General features: G+C 66.6%; 14 protein-coding genes. 7 read left to right on the top strand and 7 right to left on the bottom strand.

Translation table 11 applies throughout. The annotated features are described in order from the left end of the window. The first annotated feature begins 11 nt into the window (after positions 1-11). The 4 genes from ACXR2W_RS13775 to ACXR2W_RS13760 all read left to right on the top strand — a co-directional run bounded on the left by ACXR2W_RS13775 (position 12) and on the right by ACXR2W_RS13760 (position 6,166). Complete coding sequence (locus tag ACXR2W_RS13775) at positions 12-1,343, top strand: MFS transporter (RefSeq protein ID WP_458817004.1); 1,332 nt, start codon at positions 12-14, stop codon at positions 1,341-1,343. Positions 1,344-1,423: 80 nt separating this feature from the next. Then, positions 1,424-3,100 carry a thiamine pyrophosphate-dependent enzyme gene (locus ACXR2W_RS13770; protein ID WP_458817006.1) on the top strand — a complete coding sequence of 559 codons (1,677 nt, stop codon included), beginning with the start codon at positions 1,424-1,426 and terminating at the stop codon, positions 3,098-3,100. A 4-nt stretch (positions 3,101-3,104) separates the two neighbouring features. Continuing rightward, complete coding sequence (locus tag ACXR2W_RS13765; protein ID WP_458817008.1) at positions 3,105-4,763, top strand: amidohydrolase; 1,659 nt, start codon at positions 3,105-3,107, stop codon at positions 4,761-4,763. Positions 4,764-4,906: 143 nt separating this feature from the next. Further along, entirely contained in the window at positions 4,907-6,166 is a 1,260-nt protein-coding gene (locus ACXR2W_RS13760) for a M20 family metallo-hydrolase (RefSeq protein WP_458817010.1), read from the top strand. A 15-nt stretch (positions 6,167-6,181) separates the two neighbouring features. Here ACXR2W_RS13760 and ACXR2W_RS13755 read toward each other — a convergent pair whose 3' ends face one another. Together ACXR2W_RS13755 and ACXR2W_RS13750 are read right to left on the bottom strand one after the other, a co-directional pair. Further along, on the bottom strand, positions 6,182-7,675 hold the full coding sequence (locus ACXR2W_RS13755) for a D-alanyl-D-alanine carboxypeptidase family protein (RefSeq protein WP_458817012.1): 1,494 nt from the start codon (positions 7,673-7,675) through the stop codon (positions 6,182-6,184). After that, positions 7,672-7,872, bottom strand: a complete 201-nt coding sequence (locus ACXR2W_RS13750) for a hypothetical protein (RefSeq protein ID WP_458817014.1) — start codon at positions 7,870-7,872, stop codon at positions 7,672-7,674. The genes ACXR2W_RS13755 and ACXR2W_RS13750 overlap by 4 nt, the downstream gene beginning before the upstream one ends. 62 nt (positions 7,873-7,934) lie before the next feature. Between ACXR2W_RS13750 and ACXR2W_RS13745 the strand changes: the two genes are divergently transcribed. Together ACXR2W_RS13745 and ACXR2W_RS13740 are read left to right on the top strand one after the other, a co-directional pair. Further along, positions 7,935-9,119 carry an acetyl-CoA C-acyltransferase gene (locus ACXR2W_RS13745; protein WP_458817016.1) on the top strand — a complete coding sequence of 395 codons (1,185 nt, stop codon included), beginning with the start codon at positions 7,935-7,937 and terminating at the stop codon, positions 9,117-9,119. Positions 9,120-9,376: 257 nt separating this feature from the next. Next, positions 9,377-10,234 (top strand): SDR family NAD(P)-dependent oxidoreductase, encoded by an 858-nt coding sequence (locus tag ACXR2W_RS13740; protein WP_458817018.1) that lies wholly within the window; start codon positions 9,377-9,379, stop codon positions 10,232-10,234. Between the two features lie 10 nt (positions 10,235-10,244). On the opposite strand, the gene ACXR2W_RS13735 is transcribed toward ACXR2W_RS13740, so the two are convergent. Together ACXR2W_RS13735 and ACXR2W_RS13730 are read right to left on the bottom strand one after the other, a co-directional pair. Then, a complete protein-coding gene (locus ACXR2W_RS13735) occupies positions 10,245-10,580 on the bottom strand; it encodes a type II toxin-antitoxin system HicB family antitoxin (protein WP_458817020.1) in 336 nt (111 codons plus the stop codon). Next, on the bottom strand, positions 10,567-10,797 hold the full coding sequence (locus tag ACXR2W_RS13730) for a toxin HicA (RefSeq protein ID WP_458817022.1): 231 nt from the start codon (positions 10,795-10,797) through the stop codon (positions 10,567-10,569). Before ACXR2W_RS13730 ends, ACXR2W_RS13735 begins: the two co-directional genes overlap by 14 nt. Before the next feature lie 345 nt (positions 10,798-11,142). Between ACXR2W_RS13730 and ACXR2W_RS13725 the strand changes: the two genes are divergently transcribed. After that, entirely contained in the window at positions 11,143-12,348 is a 1,206-nt protein-coding gene (locus ACXR2W_RS13725) for an FUSC family protein (RefSeq protein ID WP_458817024.1), read from the top strand. 81 nt (positions 12,349-12,429) lie between these two features. On the opposite strand, the gene ACXR2W_RS13720 is transcribed toward ACXR2W_RS13725, so the two are convergent. The 3 genes from ACXR2W_RS13720 to ACXR2W_RS13710 form a co-directional block, all read right to left on the bottom strand. Next, positions 12,430-12,930, bottom strand: coding sequence for a glutathione peroxidase (locus tag ACXR2W_RS13720; RefSeq protein ID WP_458817026.1), 501 nt, complete (start codon positions 12,928-12,930; stop codon positions 12,430-12,432). A gap of 103 nt (positions 12,931-13,033) precedes the next feature. Beyond that, positions 13,034-13,786: an MBL fold metallo-hydrolase gene (locus ACXR2W_RS13715; RefSeq protein WP_458817028.1), complete on the bottom strand. Its 753-nt coding sequence runs from the start codon at positions 13,784-13,786 to the stop codon at positions 13,034-13,036. A gap of 42 nt (positions 13,787-13,828) precedes the next feature. Beyond that, entirely contained in the window at positions 13,829-14,842 is a 1,014-nt protein-coding gene (locus tag ACXR2W_RS13710; protein ID WP_458817030.1) for an aldo/keto reductase family protein, read from the bottom strand. Positions 14,843-15,101 lie beyond the last annotated feature (259 nt).

Genomic DNA, 15,101 nt, shown 5'->3' with positions numbered 1-15,101 from the left:
GGAGAGAGTTTATGAGTGAGATAACACACACCACATCGATTGAATATGACGCAACGCAAGAGCTCACCATTAAAGATGCAAACAAAGTAGCGCTCGGAGCGCTCATTGGTACCGCGCTCGAATGGTATGACTTCTTCCTGTTTAGCGCTGCCGCGGCACTCGTCTTCAACGTGCAGTACTTCACGAGCGAAGATGCCAACGCTGCAGCGCTCGCCTCCTTCGCGACGTTCGGCGTAGGCCTCGCCGCACGCCCCATTGGTGGCATTATCTTCGGGCGCATGGGGGACCGGATCGGCCGCCGCAAAGTCTTGATGATCACGATCGTCGGCATAGGCATCATCACTGGCCTCATCGGCTTGCTGCCGACGTTTGCCGCGATCGGCATCGCAGCTCCTATCTTGCTGGTGCTGCTGCGCGTGGCGCAGGGACTCTTCGTCGGCGGTGAGTGGTCGGGCGCCATGACGATCGTGGTCGAGAACGCCCCGCTGCATTTGCGCGCTCGCTACGCGGCAATTCCGCAGATCGGCTCGCCCATCGGCACGATCCTCTCCTCGGGCGGCTTCTTCGTTATGACGCTCCTGTTCTCGCAGCAGAACTTCGATGCGTGGGGCTGGCGTATCCCGTTCCTGCTCGCTTTTCCGCTGCTGCTCGTCGCCGTCTACATTCGAAGCAAGCTCGAAGAGTCGCCCGTGTTCCGCCAACTCGAAGAGTCGGGCGAACTCGTCAAGAGCCCCGTGCTCACCACGTTCCGTGAGAGCTGGAAACAGATCATCATCGGCATGGCCGCCGCACTGCTCGGCGTAGGCGGTTTCTACCTCGTCACCGCGTTCTGCGTCTGGTACGGCGTCAACCAGCTGGGATACAGCTCGTCGCTGATGCTGCTGGGCAGCATGATCGCGGCGGCCGTCGAGATCCCCGTGCTGATCTGGGGTGGGCGTCTCGGCTCCAAGTACGGTTCTAGCCGCGTGATCCTGTGGGGCGGTATCGTCTCGGCAATCGTCGCGGTGCCCGCATTTATGCTGTTGTCGTCGGGTAACCCTGTGCTCGTGGTGATCGCCATGACGCTCGCAGTGGCAGCCCTGTCGCTACCCTATGCAGCCTCGGGCACCGTGCTCACCGGCCTCTTTCCTGCGAAGACGCGCTACACCGGCGTGGGCATGGCGCAGAACGTCGCGGGCATGCTGTCGGGCTTCATTCCGTTGCTCGCCACGGGCTTCGTCGCTTCGGCTGCCGGGCACTGGTGGCCCGCCGCTGCCATGCTGGTCTTCCTGTCGTTGTTTACCGCCGTCGCAGGTTCGATTGCGCCGCGCCTCAGCGTGAAGCTTCCTGGCTTCAAGCACTAGGTACCCACCTGGTCCGGTCGGGTACTCACCCGGCCGGGTCTGTAGTCCCACCCGATACCCGTTGAAAGAACGAGGAGTTCATGTCTCAGTCAGCAGGCCACCTGATCGTACGCGCACTGGAAGCGCGCGGCGTGGAACGTGTGTATGCCGTTCCCGGAGAGAGCTACCTCGACGTGCTCGACGGGCTCCATGATTCGGGAATTGAGACGGTCGTGTGCCGCCACGAGGGTGGGGCCGGGTTCATGGCGCTCGCCGAGGGACGGCTCACGGGCCGCCCCGGTGTAGCCATGGTCACCCGCGGGCCGGGTGCCGCAAACGCCATGGTCGCAATCCACACGGCTTGGCAGGACGCGACTGCGCTCGTGCTGTTCGTCGGGCTTGTGCCCGTCAACGACCGCGAACGCGACGCATTCCAGGAGTTCAGTCTCACAGGCTGGTTCGGGTCGACGGCCAAGCGAGTTCTGACGATCGATGATCCGGATCGTGCCGGGGAGCTCACTGATGAGGCGTTCCGGAGCGCGGCCAGCGGTCGCCCCGGCCCCGTCGTCGTGGGCCTTCCTGAGGACTTACTCATGCGGCAGACCGACGCGCCGACACCCACGCCCGTGGCTGCCCCGCGACCCGTGCCCGCCGTCACCGATGTCGCCGAACTCTGCGCGCGCCTGGCCCGTGCCGAGCGCCCCGCATTCGTGGTCGGTGGTGACGGCTGGGAGCAGGGTCACGGGCGTGCCTTCGCAACATTCGCCGCTGAGGCGGGAGTGCCCGTGTTCTGCGATTGGCGAGCCTATGATGCGGTGCCCCACGATGCCACGAGTTACGCGGGCTGGCTCGGGTACGGCCGCGCCGACGCCGTGGCTGCGGGCTACGGCGAGGCCGACCTGCTGGTGTTCGTGGGCTGCACGCGTGCCGACGTGCTGAGCGACGGGTACACGAAGGGCTTCGACGCCGACACGGTGCTGGTGATCCAGGACCCGAACGCTGCGACGCACTCAGGCCGTATCGACCAGCACGTGCTCGCCACCCCCGCAACGCTGACAGAGGCGCTCATCGCGCAGGGACCGGCGGCGGCTCGCGGGAGCCGCTCCGACGCCTGGATGCACGACCGAACTCAGATTCAGCAGCGGTTTGCGGCGCACCGCCCCGACGCCTCCGTACCCGGGGTGGCCGGCGCCTCGGGGATCCCGGACGGCGTCTCGAACCCCGGTGTTGACCTCGGCGTTGCATTCGGGGAGCTCGACGAGCGGTTGGCCGGTGAAGCGATTCTCACCTTCGGCGCGGGTAACGCCACGATCTGGGCGCACCGGTTCGTGCGCCACAACACCCCCGCAAGTCTCGTGGGGGCTCGCAACGGAGCCATGGGGCTTGCCGTTCCTGCAGCCGTTGCTGCGTCGCTGATCTCACCCGATCGCAAGTCCGTCGCCGTGTGCGGCGACGGGGACTTCCTCATGAATGGTCAGGAACTCGCGACCGCATTTGCGCACGGCGCTGCGCCCCTCGTGATCGTGGTCGATAACGGCGTCTACGGCACGATCGTGCAGCACCAGGAACGTCACTACCCGGGCCGCCCCTCGGGCACCAAAATGGTGAACCCCAACTTTGCAGACTGGATGCGCTCTTTCGGGGGGCACGGCGAACACGTCACCCACACGGCAGACTTTGCGCCCGCCCTCGAGCGCGCGCTCCAAGCAGAGGGGCCCGCACTCATTCACGTCGTCATCGATTCGTCGGTGATGCCTCCCGCTTCAAGCGAGGTGTAAACCCATGGCCCTGCAACTAGACCTCATTGTTTCTGCGCGTGAGATTGTCACCCTCGACCCAGCGCGCCCCACGGCCACCCGAGTGGGCGTCATGAACGGCCGCATCGTCGGCTTCGACGAGGAGCTCGAAGGGTTTTCCGCGATCCGGAACGAAGATTTCGCCACCGCCACCGTCACTCCCGGGCTCATCGATGCGCACTGCCACACCTCGTGGTGGGGGCTCGGACTCACCGCGGTGGACCTGAGCGTCGTGCGCGGGCTCGAAGCACTCTATGAGGCGATCGCCGAAGAGGTGGCGCGGCTCGATGCCAGTGGCGACTCGGGTGCATGGGTGCACGGGACAGGTTTTAACCAGGCACACCATGACGGCCAGTTTCCCAGCATTGAACGGCTGGACGAGCTGACGGGGTCCCGGCCGTTGTACCTGCGCCACACCTCGGGGCACGCCGCCATCACCAACTCGGCCACGCTGCGACTCGTGGGCGCCTTCGACGACGGCTTTACGAACCCGACGGGCGGCGTCGTCGTGCGCGACGCAGGCGGCGAACCGACTGGGCTCATCGAGGAGTCGGCGCAGGGGCTCGTGCAGAGCCTGCTGCTGCCGTACGCGACCGAGCACCTCATTGACGCGCTCGACGCCGCCACCTCGCGCTACGCTACACAGGGCATCACTAGTTTCACAGAGGCCGGCGTCGCTGGAGGGTGGATCGGACACAGCCCCATCGAGGTCGCCGCGTACCAGTCCGCCGCCGAACGGGGGCGACTGCACGCCCGCGCGCAGCTCATGCCCACGCTCGATGCATTGCATCCGATCACGGCGAACGCCGCAGATTTTTACGGTGCTGGATCTGGAACGGGGATTGATCTGGGCATTCGATTTGGGTTTGGCACCGACCAGGTGCGGTTTGGTCACGTCAAAGTGTTCATGGACGGTTCGCTCCTCGGAGCGACCGCCGCTGTGACCGAGGATTTCTGCGGCCACCACAACCACGGCAACCGGGGCTATCTGCTCGACGATCCCAAGATTTACCGTGAACGCGTGCTCGGGGCATACCGGGCGGGGTGGCCACTTGCTCTCCACGCAATCGGTGATGCCGCCATCGACCTCGCGCTCGACCTGATCGACGAGGCACAGACCAGCTATGGACGGTATGGCTTGCCCTGTCGCATTGAACACTTTGGCATTGCCCGGCCCGACCAGCTCGTGCGGGCAGGGTCTCTCGGCATCGCTGTGACACCGCAGGCCGGGTTCATCAACGCCTTTGGGCAGCAGATGGCCGAGCAGGTCGGGCCAGAGCGCGCCGACTGGCTGTACCGCGGCCGGTCCATCATCGACGCTGGCATCGTGCTGGCAGGCTCCTCCGACCTGCCGGTCGCCGACAACAACCTGCGCCGTGGCATGCAGTCGGCTGTCGACCGTGTGACGGAAGCGGGTACTCTGCTGGGTGCAGGCGAGGGCATCAGTCGGGAAGAGGCGCTGCGCACACACACGGAGTGGGCAGCCACCGCCACCGGCCAGATCGCCGACAAGGGCACGCTCGAGCGGGGCAAGTTTGCCGACTTCACGGTGTTCTCGGGTTCCCCCCTCGAAGCCGAGAACATCGCTGCCCTCGACATCGTCGCCACCGTCGTGGGCGGACAGCTGAGCTATGACGCGCGATAACGTGAAAAATGCGCGACTAATTCCGTTTATGGCGGTCTAAGAAACGGAATTTGTCGCGCATATTCGTGACGACACTATGCAACACCTTGGAACGGCCGGGCAGCTGGCCACGGCACACCGAAACACCATCGAAAGGACGTACCATGACGAATCAGACAACCATCGATCGAGACACGAGGTTTCTGGCGGACTGGGACGTGCACGCGCAGTTTGGTGCGGTTGAAGGCACGATCGGCGTAGAACGCCAGGCCGCGAGTGCCGCAGACGGGGCACAGCGCAAGTGGTTCGCCGAGCTGCTCGAGAAGAGCGGCTTCACTGTGCATCGTGACACCGTCGGCAACCAGTTTGGCCTGCTCGAGCTGGTGCCTGGTGCGCCCTACGTGCTAACCGGTTCACACATGGACTCGCAGCCGACCGCGGGCCGGTTCGATGGGGCCTACGGTGTGATGGCGTCGGCTCACGCGTGTATCCGTGTGGCCGATGCGCTGCGCGCCCAGCCCGAACGCGCTCGGTTCAACCTCGCCGTCGTCAACTGGTTTAACGAGGAGGGCTCGCGTTTCAAGCCCTCAATGATGGGCAGCTCGGTGTTTACCGGCAAGCTCGACGTCGCGACCGTGCTAGAGACGACCGACCCGCACGGTGTCAGCGTGAGAGAAGCACTAGATGAGATCAGCGAACGAGGTGACTTCGCTGGGCTCGAGGTGGCCTCATACGCTGAGATTCACGTGCAGCAGGGGCGCAGCATGGAGGAAGATGGTGTGACAATCGGACTCGTCAACGCCACCTGGGCAGCCCACAAGTTCGAGTTCAAGATCACGGGTGAGCAAGCCCACAGCGGCTCGACACTCATGGCCGACCGGCGAGATGCACTGCTGGGGGCCGCCCGCCTCGTGGTGGCCGCGCGCGAACTGGTCGACGACTTCGACGAGGGGTTGCTGCACACCGCCTGCGGTGAGATCAACGTATACCCGAACTCGCCCGTAGTCGTGGCGAGCGAGGTGCAGCTGTTGTTTGATCTGCGCTCACCCAGCGCAGAGGTGCTCCAGCGTGCCTACGCGTCGGTTATGCGCACCGTAGCGAAGGTGCAGCGTGAAGATCGCGTCGATATTGAAATCGTGGCCGAACACAGCTGGGATCAGAACCCTTACCCCGAGGACGGGGTCGAGCTGGCCCGCGTCGTCGCCGAGGAGCTCGGGCTCACCCACGACCGCGTGATGACGGTCGCCGGCCACGACTCCACAAACATGAAGGATGTCGCCCCGACGGTCATGCTGTTCGTACCGAGCGTCGACGGGATCTCCCACAACCTTAAAGAGTTCACTCGCGACGAGGACTTGCTTGCTGGGCTGCACCATTTGACCGGGGTCGTGCAGCGACTCGCAGAAGGAGCGCTCGCAGAGTAGTGGGTGACAACTGCCTTAGCCCCACAACACCTCGGGGTGCGTGACGCGCCACCACAGGTCGGGCTCGGTGAAGCTGCCCGTCTGCACCACGGGCAGCACCTCCGACGAAGCGGGCGCCGAGATCGTGACACTCCCCACAACTTCGCCCGCACCACTGTCAGCCTGACCGTCGCTGCTTGCGGTAGCTGCGGTGGGCACGGCCTGATCCGGCGCAGCGTTTGACACAGCAGCGCCCGCACCAGCAGCGTCAGCCCCGAGCGCCACCTCGAGCGTCGCGAGCTCACCGGGCAGCAGCACCGCGCTCGCCGCAGTCGCGGCGGTGAGCGGCTGCTGATCGCCCATCACCGACACCGCTTCGCCCACCTGGGTTCCTGCCTCAACAATCGGCACAACCTGCGGCAGCGTGTCCATCGCGGCGAGCATGTCGCGGCCCGACTGCGCGCGCTCCTCGACCGACCCGCGACCCATGGTCACCGAGATCTTCGTGACCTCGCGGCCGTGAGCGTCGACGCGTTGCGCCGCGACCAGATTGAACCCGGCCGAGCTCGAGCGTCCGGTCTTGAGCCCGACCATGCCGGGCAGCTCGGCAAGCAGCGGGTTCGTGTTCTCGATCGTGCCGATGCCCCACGGCATCTCGGCCGAAACGACGTTCGTGAACTGTGTGACGGTGGGGTTTGCGAGCGCGATGCGCGCGATGCGCACGAGATCTGCGGGTGTTGCCCGGTTGCCCTCGTCCATGCCGGTCGGCTCGACGAACTCGAGCGACGCGATGCCGTGCTTCGTCTTCCACGCCTCGACCGCCGCGAGAAAGGCCTCGTTGCTGCCAAACACCCAGCGCGCGTACGCGTCGGCAAAATCGTTGGCAGACGGCAGAAAGATGAGCGTGAGCATCTGCCGCTCGGTCATCTCAGTGCCCACCGGCACCGGGTACGCGACCCCGTCATCTGCGAGGTACGCGGCCTGCTGCGTGGCGTCTTCTTCGCTCCACACGTGCGTTTCGCCGTCGGAGTCGGGGGCGAGCGGCCGCGTCTCGAGCGCCACGAGCACGGTGACGAGCTTCGACACACTCGCCAGCGGGTAGGCCTGCTCATCGTTCGTCCACACCCCCTCCGACTCAGCCCAACCGATCGCGGTCGGCAGCGGCTGTGCGTCGACCGCGGCCTGCGCGGGCTCCTCGCTCGCGGCGACCGGCTGCGGGGCGGGCTCGGTGAGCATCAGCTCCGGATCGGGCACCGCCGCCCCCGCCGCGGCTGCGGTGTAGGCGGTCGCGGCGGCAAGCGCGAGCACCGTGACGACGGCGATCGTGCCGGCGGCCCGGCGCTTGCGGCGCCGCGTGCGCGGTTTCTTGTGTTTGGTGTCGGTGCCTTTGGCGTCGGTGCGTTTGGCGTCGGTGCCTTTGGCGTCGGTGCGCTTGGACTCGAGGAGGTCGAGGCCCGCGAACCCCTCGACCTCATTGGCGTCGCTTGGCGTCTGGGGCGAGTCGGGGCTGCTGTCGTCGGCTCTGGTCACTCGATCAACCATAGCCGTGCCGCTGCCGCTGCCGGGCCGCTGCCGTGCCGCTGCTGCGCTGCTGTCGTGCCGCTGCGGTGCCGCTGCCGCTGCCGGGCCGTCGTGCGCGCGCCGATGCATACTGTGAACTCCCCAAACTGTGCGAGAAGGGCGGGGCTTCGGGGATCCGGATCAGGCAGAATGGCAGCGAGAGCCATGCACCCCGGGCCGCCTCGGGCGGTGCGGGCCAGCCCACACCGTACGCACAAGGAGGTCGCTCATGACCGCGCAGCACCAGGCCCTGATCGCGGGGTACGCCCGCACCCCGTTCACCAAGTTCACCGGCCAGCTCGCGGCGCAGCCCGCGACGGTGCTGGGCGCGCACGCCGTCAAGGCGGCGCTCGCTCGCGCCGGGGTAGCTGCCGCAGAGGTCGACGCGGTCGTCGCTGGCCAGGTGCTGCAGGCGGGCGCCGGGCAGAACCCCGCGCGCCAGACCGCCGTGGGAGCGGGCATCGGCATGAACGTGCCCGCAATTACGCTTAACGCCGTATGCCTGTCGGGGGCCGAAGCTGTCGCGCAAGCCGCGCGGCTCATTCGCGCAGGCGAGGCCGACGTGGTTGTCGCGGTGGGGCAGGAGTCGATGTCGCTGGCTCCGCACGTGACGCAGCTGCGCGCCGGCACCAAGTATGGCGCCGCGCAGCTCGTGGACACCGTCGACCACGACGGCCTGTCTGACGCGTTCGACCGGGTTGCGATGGGCGCGCTCACCGAGACGGGCAACGTGCCGCTCGGCCTGACCCGCACCGAACAAGACGAGTTCGCCGCCGCATCGCACGAGCGCGCCGCAGCCTCGGGCGCGTTCTTCGCGGGCGAGATCGCGCCGTTCACCGTGACGTCGCGGCGCGGCGAGACGGTCGTATCGGCCGACGACGGCGTGCGCCCCGGAACGACGGCCGAGACCCTCGCGGGCCTGCGCCCAGCCTTCGCTGCCGACGGCACCATCACGGCGGGCAACGCCTCACAAATCACCGACGGGGCGGCAGCCCTCGTGCTCGTGAGCGACGCCGCGGCAGCTCGGCTCGGGCTGACACCGCTTGCGCGGGTCGAAGCGACCGCGCTCGTGGCGGGCCCCGACACTCACCTGCACTCACAGCCCGCCCGGGCGATCGCCGCTGCGCTCGCGAAACTGCCCGAGCTCTCTGCCGCAGACCTCGCCGTCGTCGAGATCAACGAAGCCTTCGCCGCCGTCGGCGTGCAGTCAACCCGCGAACTCGGCCTCGACCCAGCGATCGTCAACCCGCACGGTGGCGCGATCGCCCTCGGCCACCCGATCGGCGCCTCGGGGGCACGCATCGTCGGCACGCTCGCCCGGCAGCTCGCCGATCGCGGTGCGGGCACACTCGGTGCCATTGGCATCTGCGGTGGCGGCGGCCAGGGCACCGCGGTCGTGCTGCGCGCGGTGTAAGGGGCTGCTGCGCTGGCTGCGCTGGCTGCGCTGGCTGCGCTTGCTGCGCTTGGCGCGCTTGCTGCGCTTTGCGCGCTTGCTGCGCTTGGCGCGCTTGCTGCGCTTTGCGCGCTTGCTGCGCTTTGCGCGCTTGCCTCACTATGTCGAGGGGTGGGCACGGCGTCGCTGATCGCCCGTGGAATGGGTGTAGCGTCGAAACGAAGGGCCAGGCAGAGCCTTTCCCCTCCCAGCGAACACTCCCAGCGAACGGAGCAGCAATGAAGCTAGCAGGTACCAGCGTGGTTGTCACAGGCGCCGCATCGGGGCTCGGCGCGGCCGTGAGTTCGGCGTTCGCCGCCCGCGGCGCGCACGTGCTCGGCATCGATCTTGAGGTGAGTATTGAGCGCGCGCGCGGTCAAGGCGCAAGCTCAGGCGCAAACTCAGATACCGGATCCCGGATCGAGGTCGCCCGCCCCGGCGGGGCGCCGGCCGGCAGCGTGCGCCTGGTCGCAGCAGATGTCACCTCGGGCGAAGAAGTCGCCGCAGCGCTTGCCACCCTCGATTCCGCTCAGCCGCTGAGAGTCGCAGTGAACTGCGCAGGGATCGCCCCGTCGAACCGTATTCTGGGGCGCGATGGCCCCCACGACCTCGATCTGTTTCGACGCATTGTCGACGTCAACCTGGTGGGGACGTTTAACGTGCTGCGACTTGCCGCAGAGATAATGGCGAAGCAAGAACCGACGGGTGGCTCCCAAGCGGGTTCCACCGGTGGCGAAGGCGAACAGCGCGGAGTGATCGTCAACACGGCCTCAATAGCGGCCTACGAGGGGCAGATCGGTCAGTCCGCCTACGCCGCATCGAAGGGGGCGATCGTGTCGCTCACATTGACCGCGGCGAGGGACCTCGCGCGCAATGGGATTCGGGTGAACACGATCGCGCCAGGCGTTGTGAATACGCCGATGCTCGCGGGACTCGGGGCTGAACTGGGTGAGGCGCTCGCCGCAGAGGTGCCGTTCCCGCCACGGCTCGCGCAGCCCACCGAGTTCGCCAAGCTTGTCATGATGATCGTTGACCACGATTACCTGAACGGCGAGACGATTCGCATGGACGGCGCGCTGCGCATGGGCCCGCGGTAGCAGCGTCGCGCTACGCGCCCACGAGTCGGGCCGCCGCGAGACGGTTGAGCGAGACGTGCTGCTCGGCGGCTTCGAGTGCAAGCTGTCGGTGTGCCTCTGGTGTGAGACGCACCATGAATTTGCCCGAGTAGTTGCGATCTGCGAGCGCGGCGGGTGGGGCCTCGCCGCTAAGCTGCATGTCGTGAAGCACGCTGGCGACGAGGGCGCGGATCCCGTCGAACGCTGCGGTTTGTGACTCTTCGATCCACGAAAGCGAGGGGAGCTCAGCGACCGTGCCGACGAATGCGTCGTCCTCACCCGACCAGCGAACGCGGTAGGTGTAGTGGTCGGGGTTAACGGTGGTCATTTTGCATCCCTTTCAGCTTGTTGATGGCGGCCAATACCTGCCGCACCTGATACGGCTTGGCCTTGCCGTGGTCGTTCTGAATGTTCACTCGTGGGTCTCCAAACCAAGGCATGCGGTAAAGACGGTGTGATGTGCCATGTTGACGCGGAGCCCCGAAGAAGTGGTCGCAGACTTTTGCAAGATCGTTGAAGGCTACGTTCTTTGGATTATTGCTCATCTGCGAGAGTATTTTCTCTAACCCCGACATGAGTATATGGTATCAATAATGATACTGAAACGCTATGAAGTGGTCTTGCTCAACGAAACCCGCGCTACGCGCCCACGAGTCGGCATCGAACTGACGAGAGGGCCCGATAAATACGTATTTTCGATGCCGACTCGTCCTTTCGATGCCGACTCGTCGCCAGTGCGTACTGGGGGCAAGTCCGCGCCCGGCGGACCGCCCGGGTCTGGCGCCCGGCAGGTCCGCCCGGGGCGGCCGTAGGGACTGCCGCAGAGACGGCCACCGGCTTGGTACCGTTGTACAGCGCACGACGCGCACGACGAAGCAGGAGAACACCGGGTGGCAGGCGAGAACGACGGGCTACCAGGCGACCCAGCTAGCCCAGCTAGCCCAGCTAGCCCAGCTACCCCAGCTACCCCAGCTAGCCCAACTAGCCCAGCAAACCCGCCGACCGGGCTCATCACCGCGTCGCGGCGTGCAGCGTTAAGCCTCTTCGCGCTGCCGCCGGGGCCCGGCCCCCGCGGAGGAATCGCCCTGCGCGCCGCCCTCTCCATCGGCGGCCCGCTCGCAGCGCTCACTCTCGCAGGTCACGAAGCGCTCGGACTCCAGACGGCCGCCGGCGCGTTCGTGGCCCTCTACTCGACCCACTTGCGCGCCCGCGAGCGCGCCCGGGTGCTGCCGATCGTGGGCGCCTACCTGATTGTGTGCGCCGCCCTCGGCGTGCTCGCGGCGCCTTCGGTGCCGCTGCTACTCACCGGACTCGTGCTCATTTCTGCGGTCTCGAGTTCGCTCGCGTTCGCGTTTCGCCTCGGCGCCCCCGGCCCCGTGTTCTTAGTGCTCACCTACGGCCTCGCCGGCAGCATCACCGGTCTCGGCGACGACGGCCAACGCCACAACGACCCGCTCACTTTCTTGCTCGCGCTCACCTGCGGCGTCGCTTTCTCGTGCCTCATCGCGTGCACTCCGCTGCTGCGCCGCCGCGAGCGCACACGCCCCGCACGCCCGCTGCGTGAGGTGCTGCCCGGCCCGTGGCTTGGCCCCGGCGAGCGAATGCTCACGCTCCGGATCACCCTTGCCGCCCTCATCGGCACCGCGGTCACCGCGGCGTTCTTCGACCCACAGCGGGCGTACTGGACCGTGTGCGCTTCGATCGCTGTCGTGGGGCTGAGTGCCGTGCGCAGCTACTCGATTGGGCGCGGGCTGCACCGCACCGTTGGCACGCTCTTGGGGGCAGCGTTCTACTTGGCGATCGCGCCGCTGGGGGAGTACCCGTTGGTGCTTGTCGCGCTGCTCATGGCACTTCAGTTTGGCATCGAGTTTGTAGTGGTGCGCAACTATGCGCTCGCGCTCGTGTTCATCACGCCGCTTGTGCTGCTGCTCACGGGGGCAGCGATCGTCGGCTCAGACCACGTCACGACTGCGACCGAACGCGTCGTCGACACGGCCATCGGCTCGGCGATCGCCATCGTAACGGCCGCGCTGCACGGGCGCGACGGCCACCGCAGCGGTCGCGACCGCGGCCACCGCGGTGGCGACCTGTCGTAGACATCAAAATAACGAGTACATACGAGAAGGACGTGATTGAACTGGTTCCCGGGCGTTGGACAATCGCGATGAACCGGCAGACTACGCGGTGAGGGCGGCGGTGATCGCGGCCCGCAGCGCGTCGCTGCCGGGTTCGGTGCTCGACCTGAACCGGGCGATGGCAGGTTCGCCTCCCGCAGCGGGGTCGCGGCTCACTACAAACTTCTCGAAGTTCCAGCGCACAAGACCAGACTGCCCCTCCGGATCCTTCGCCTTACGCAGTTCCTTGAACAGCGGCTCTACGCCGCGCCCGTTCACCTTGCCCTTGGTGAGTAGCGTGAAGTCGACACCGTAGGTGAGCGAGCAGAACTCGGCGATCTGCTCGTCGCTACCCGGCTCTTGAAACAGAAACTGGTTGCACGGCATGCCGATTACGGTGAGCCCCTGCGGGCCGAACTCGCGGTGCAGCTCTTCGAGCCCCGCATACTGGGGCGTGAACCCGCACTTCGAGGCGACGTTCACCACGAGCGCCGCCCCCGGTGCGAGGTCGCCAAAACGCACCGCCCGGTCTCCGGGCAACCGAACTTCAATATCTCGCAGCATAATTTCCTCCTGCGCTTCACGCTACTCCTGGTGGGACACCGGGGCTAGGGCGCGGGACACCCGGCGCTGCGAGCCTTCAAAGCGTGCACTCGAAGCGCCTCGGCTAGTCACCAATCTCAACCGGCAGGTGCGCGACCTGCGGCCCGACCGCGGTGGTGAGCAGCCGCCAAAACAACGCCCGTCCGCTCTCGTTCAAGAGCGCATCATGCATCGCGAAGATCTGCGCAGGTGACACAGCCTTCACAAACTCCACCGTTTCGCGCAGGCTGCTCCACGGCCCAAGCAGAGGCACCGCGAGCACGTCGATGCCCGCGGGGATCGCCTCGTAGCTGTCGCCCGGGTGAAACAGCTTGGTGCCCGCAGTGTCGGTCACCACAAACCCCGTGTTGGCACAGCGGGCAATCTCGGGCAGGATCACCTGGTGCAGCTCACCAACCGGTTCAACGCGAAATTGCCCGACCGTGAAGGCGCGCCCCGCGATCACGGCGCGGCCGCGGCCTCCCGCGCCGTCTCCCGCGCCGCCGTCCGCGTTTCCGCCCGCGTTGCCCGATCTTCGGTCGCCGGCGCCCCCGTCGCCCCCGGCCCCCGGCCCAGCGACAGCACCGCCTGCTGCTAGCCCGAGCTGCTCGAGCACCGCGGCGGGCGCATACACGAGCGCGGCCGGGTTCGCGGCGAGGAGCCCTGGCACCCGCTCGGGGTCGCAGTGGTCGACGTGCTCGTGCGTGAACAAGATCGCATCGAGCTCACCCAGCTCAAACACGGCCGACCCGCAGAACGTGCCGGGGTCAATGAGTAGCCGGGTGCCCGCCTCGTCTAGCAGCATGCCCGACTGACCGTACCGTGTGATGCGCATCATGCTTCGCTCCCTTGCGTGAACCCGCCACTCGATCGCTGCCCGCTACACGAGCCGGCGCGCTGGTGACGCCTGGTAGGTGTCGCCGGCGTCGTCGTGCACGGTGCCTGCGAGGGCGGTATCGATGGCCGCCAGCGTATCGGCGTCGAGCTTCACCCCAGATGCTTTCACCGTGTCTGCGAGCTGTTCGGGCCGTGACGCTCCCACGAGCGCGGCCGAAACGTTCTGGTTCTGCAGCACCCAGGCGATCGCGAGCTGCGGCATGGTGAGACCGGCCTCGGCGGCAATGGGCACGAGTCGCTGCACAGCTTCGAGCACATCGTCGCGCAAGAAACGTTTGATCGTCTCGGCGCCGTTCTTCTCGTCGGTGGCGCGAGACCCCGCAGGCACGGGCTCACCGGGCAGATACTTGCCCGAGAGCACGCCCTGCGCCATGGGCGACCACACGACCTGTGAGATGCCCAGCTCTTCAGATGCCGGCACCACTTTGCCCTCGATGACGCGGTGCAGCATCGAATACTGCGGCTGGTTTGAGACGAGTTGCACACCGAGCTGCTGGGCGAGCGCGTGGCCTGCGCGCAGCTGCTCGGCCGTCCACTCCGAGACGCCAATGTAGAGCGCCTTGCCCTGGCGCACCACGTCGGCGAACGCCTGCATGGTCTCTTGGAGTGGGGTTTCGACGTCGTAGCGGTGTGCCTGGTACAGGTCGACATAGTCGGTGCCGAGACGCGAGAGCGAACCGTTGATCGACTCGAAGATGTGCTTGCGGCTGAGTCCCGTGTCGTTGGGGCCTTTGGGGCCGGTCGGAAAGTAGACCTTCGTGAAGATCTCGAGCCCCGCGCGGCGCTGCCCCTTGAGGGCGCGACCCAGCACAGACTCGGCGGCGGTGTTGGCGTATGTGTCGGCGGTGTCAAAGCTCGTGATACCGGCGTCGAGGGCGGCGTGCACGGTGCGCACCGCCCGGTCGTCTTCGACCTGCGATGCGTGCGTGATCCAGTTGCCGTACGTGATCTCTGAAACTTTGAAGCCGCTGTTGCCCAAAAAGCGATAGTTCACCATGCCCCCCACTGTAGGGGCTGCGGGCGCCCCTGAACAGGGGCTTGTGGCCACGCGGCTGCGAGCGCTAGCCGCCCTTGGTCGTCCTGCGCGAGCGCAGCGAGTCGCAGGACCCAGGGGTCTTGTTGGTGTCAACTTTCGCTCTGGATCCTGCGACTCCTTCGTCGCGCAGGATGACGTAGTGGGTCGCGCAGACCCTATGAGTGTGGGGTTTATAAATAATCGATTACAAGCCTTGTAAGGCCAGAGCCCCACGGTGAAA

This window comes from Leucobacter faecis, assembly GCF_054456695.2.
The sequence above is the reverse complement of the archived record's forward strand: the minus strand, read 5'-3'. Positions and strand labels throughout refer to the sequence as shown.

What these genes read in the sequence shown, in the direction of transcription:
- ACXR2W_RS13760 (WP_458817010.1), top strand. Translation starts at nt 4,907, where the DNA reads ATGACGAATCAGACAACCATCGATCGAGACACGAGGTTTCTGGCGGAC.
- ACXR2W_RS13765 (WP_458817008.1), top strand. Translation starts at nt 3,105, where the DNA reads ATGGCCCTGCAACTAGACCTCATTGTTTCTGCGCGTGAGATTGTCACC.
- ACXR2W_RS13735 (WP_458817020.1), bottom strand. Translation starts at nt 10,580, where the DNA reads ATGACCACCGTTAACCCCGACCACTACACCTACCGCGTTCGCTGGTCG.
- ACXR2W_RS13740 (WP_458817018.1), top strand. Translation starts at nt 9,377, where the DNA reads ATGAAGCTAGCAGGTACCAGCGTGGTTGTCACAGGCGCCGCATCGGGG.
- ACXR2W_RS13720 (WP_458817026.1), bottom strand. Translation starts at nt 12,930, where the DNA reads ATGCTGCGAGATATTGAAGTTCGGTTGCCCGGAGACCGGGCGGTGCGT.
- ACXR2W_RS13730 (WP_458817022.1), bottom strand. Translation starts at nt 10,797, where the DNA reads ATGAGCAATAATCCAAAGAACGTAGCCTTCAACGATCTTGCAAAAGTC.
- ACXR2W_RS13775 (WP_458817004.1), top strand. Translation starts at nt 12, where the DNA reads ATGAGTGAGATAACACACACCACATCGATTGAATATGACGCAACGCAA.
- ACXR2W_RS13715 (WP_458817028.1), bottom strand. Translation starts at nt 13,786, where the DNA reads ATGATGCGCATCACACGGTACGGTCAGTCGGGCATGCTGCTAGACGAG.
- ACXR2W_RS13750 (WP_458817014.1), bottom strand. Translation starts at nt 7,872, where the DNA reads ATGGCTCTCGCTGCCATTCTGCCTGATCCGGATCCCCGAAGCCCCGCC.
- ACXR2W_RS13710 (WP_458817030.1), bottom strand. Translation starts at nt 14,842, where the DNA reads ATGGTGAACTATCGCTTTTTGGGCAACAGCGGCTTCAAAGTTTCAGAG.
- ACXR2W_RS13770 (WP_458817006.1), top strand. Translation starts at nt 1,424, where the DNA reads ATGTCTCAGTCAGCAGGCCACCTGATCGTACGCGCACTGGAAGCGCGC.
- ACXR2W_RS13745 (WP_458817016.1), top strand. Translation starts at nt 7,935, where the DNA reads ATGACCGCGCAGCACCAGGCCCTGATCGCGGGGTACGCCCGCACCCCG.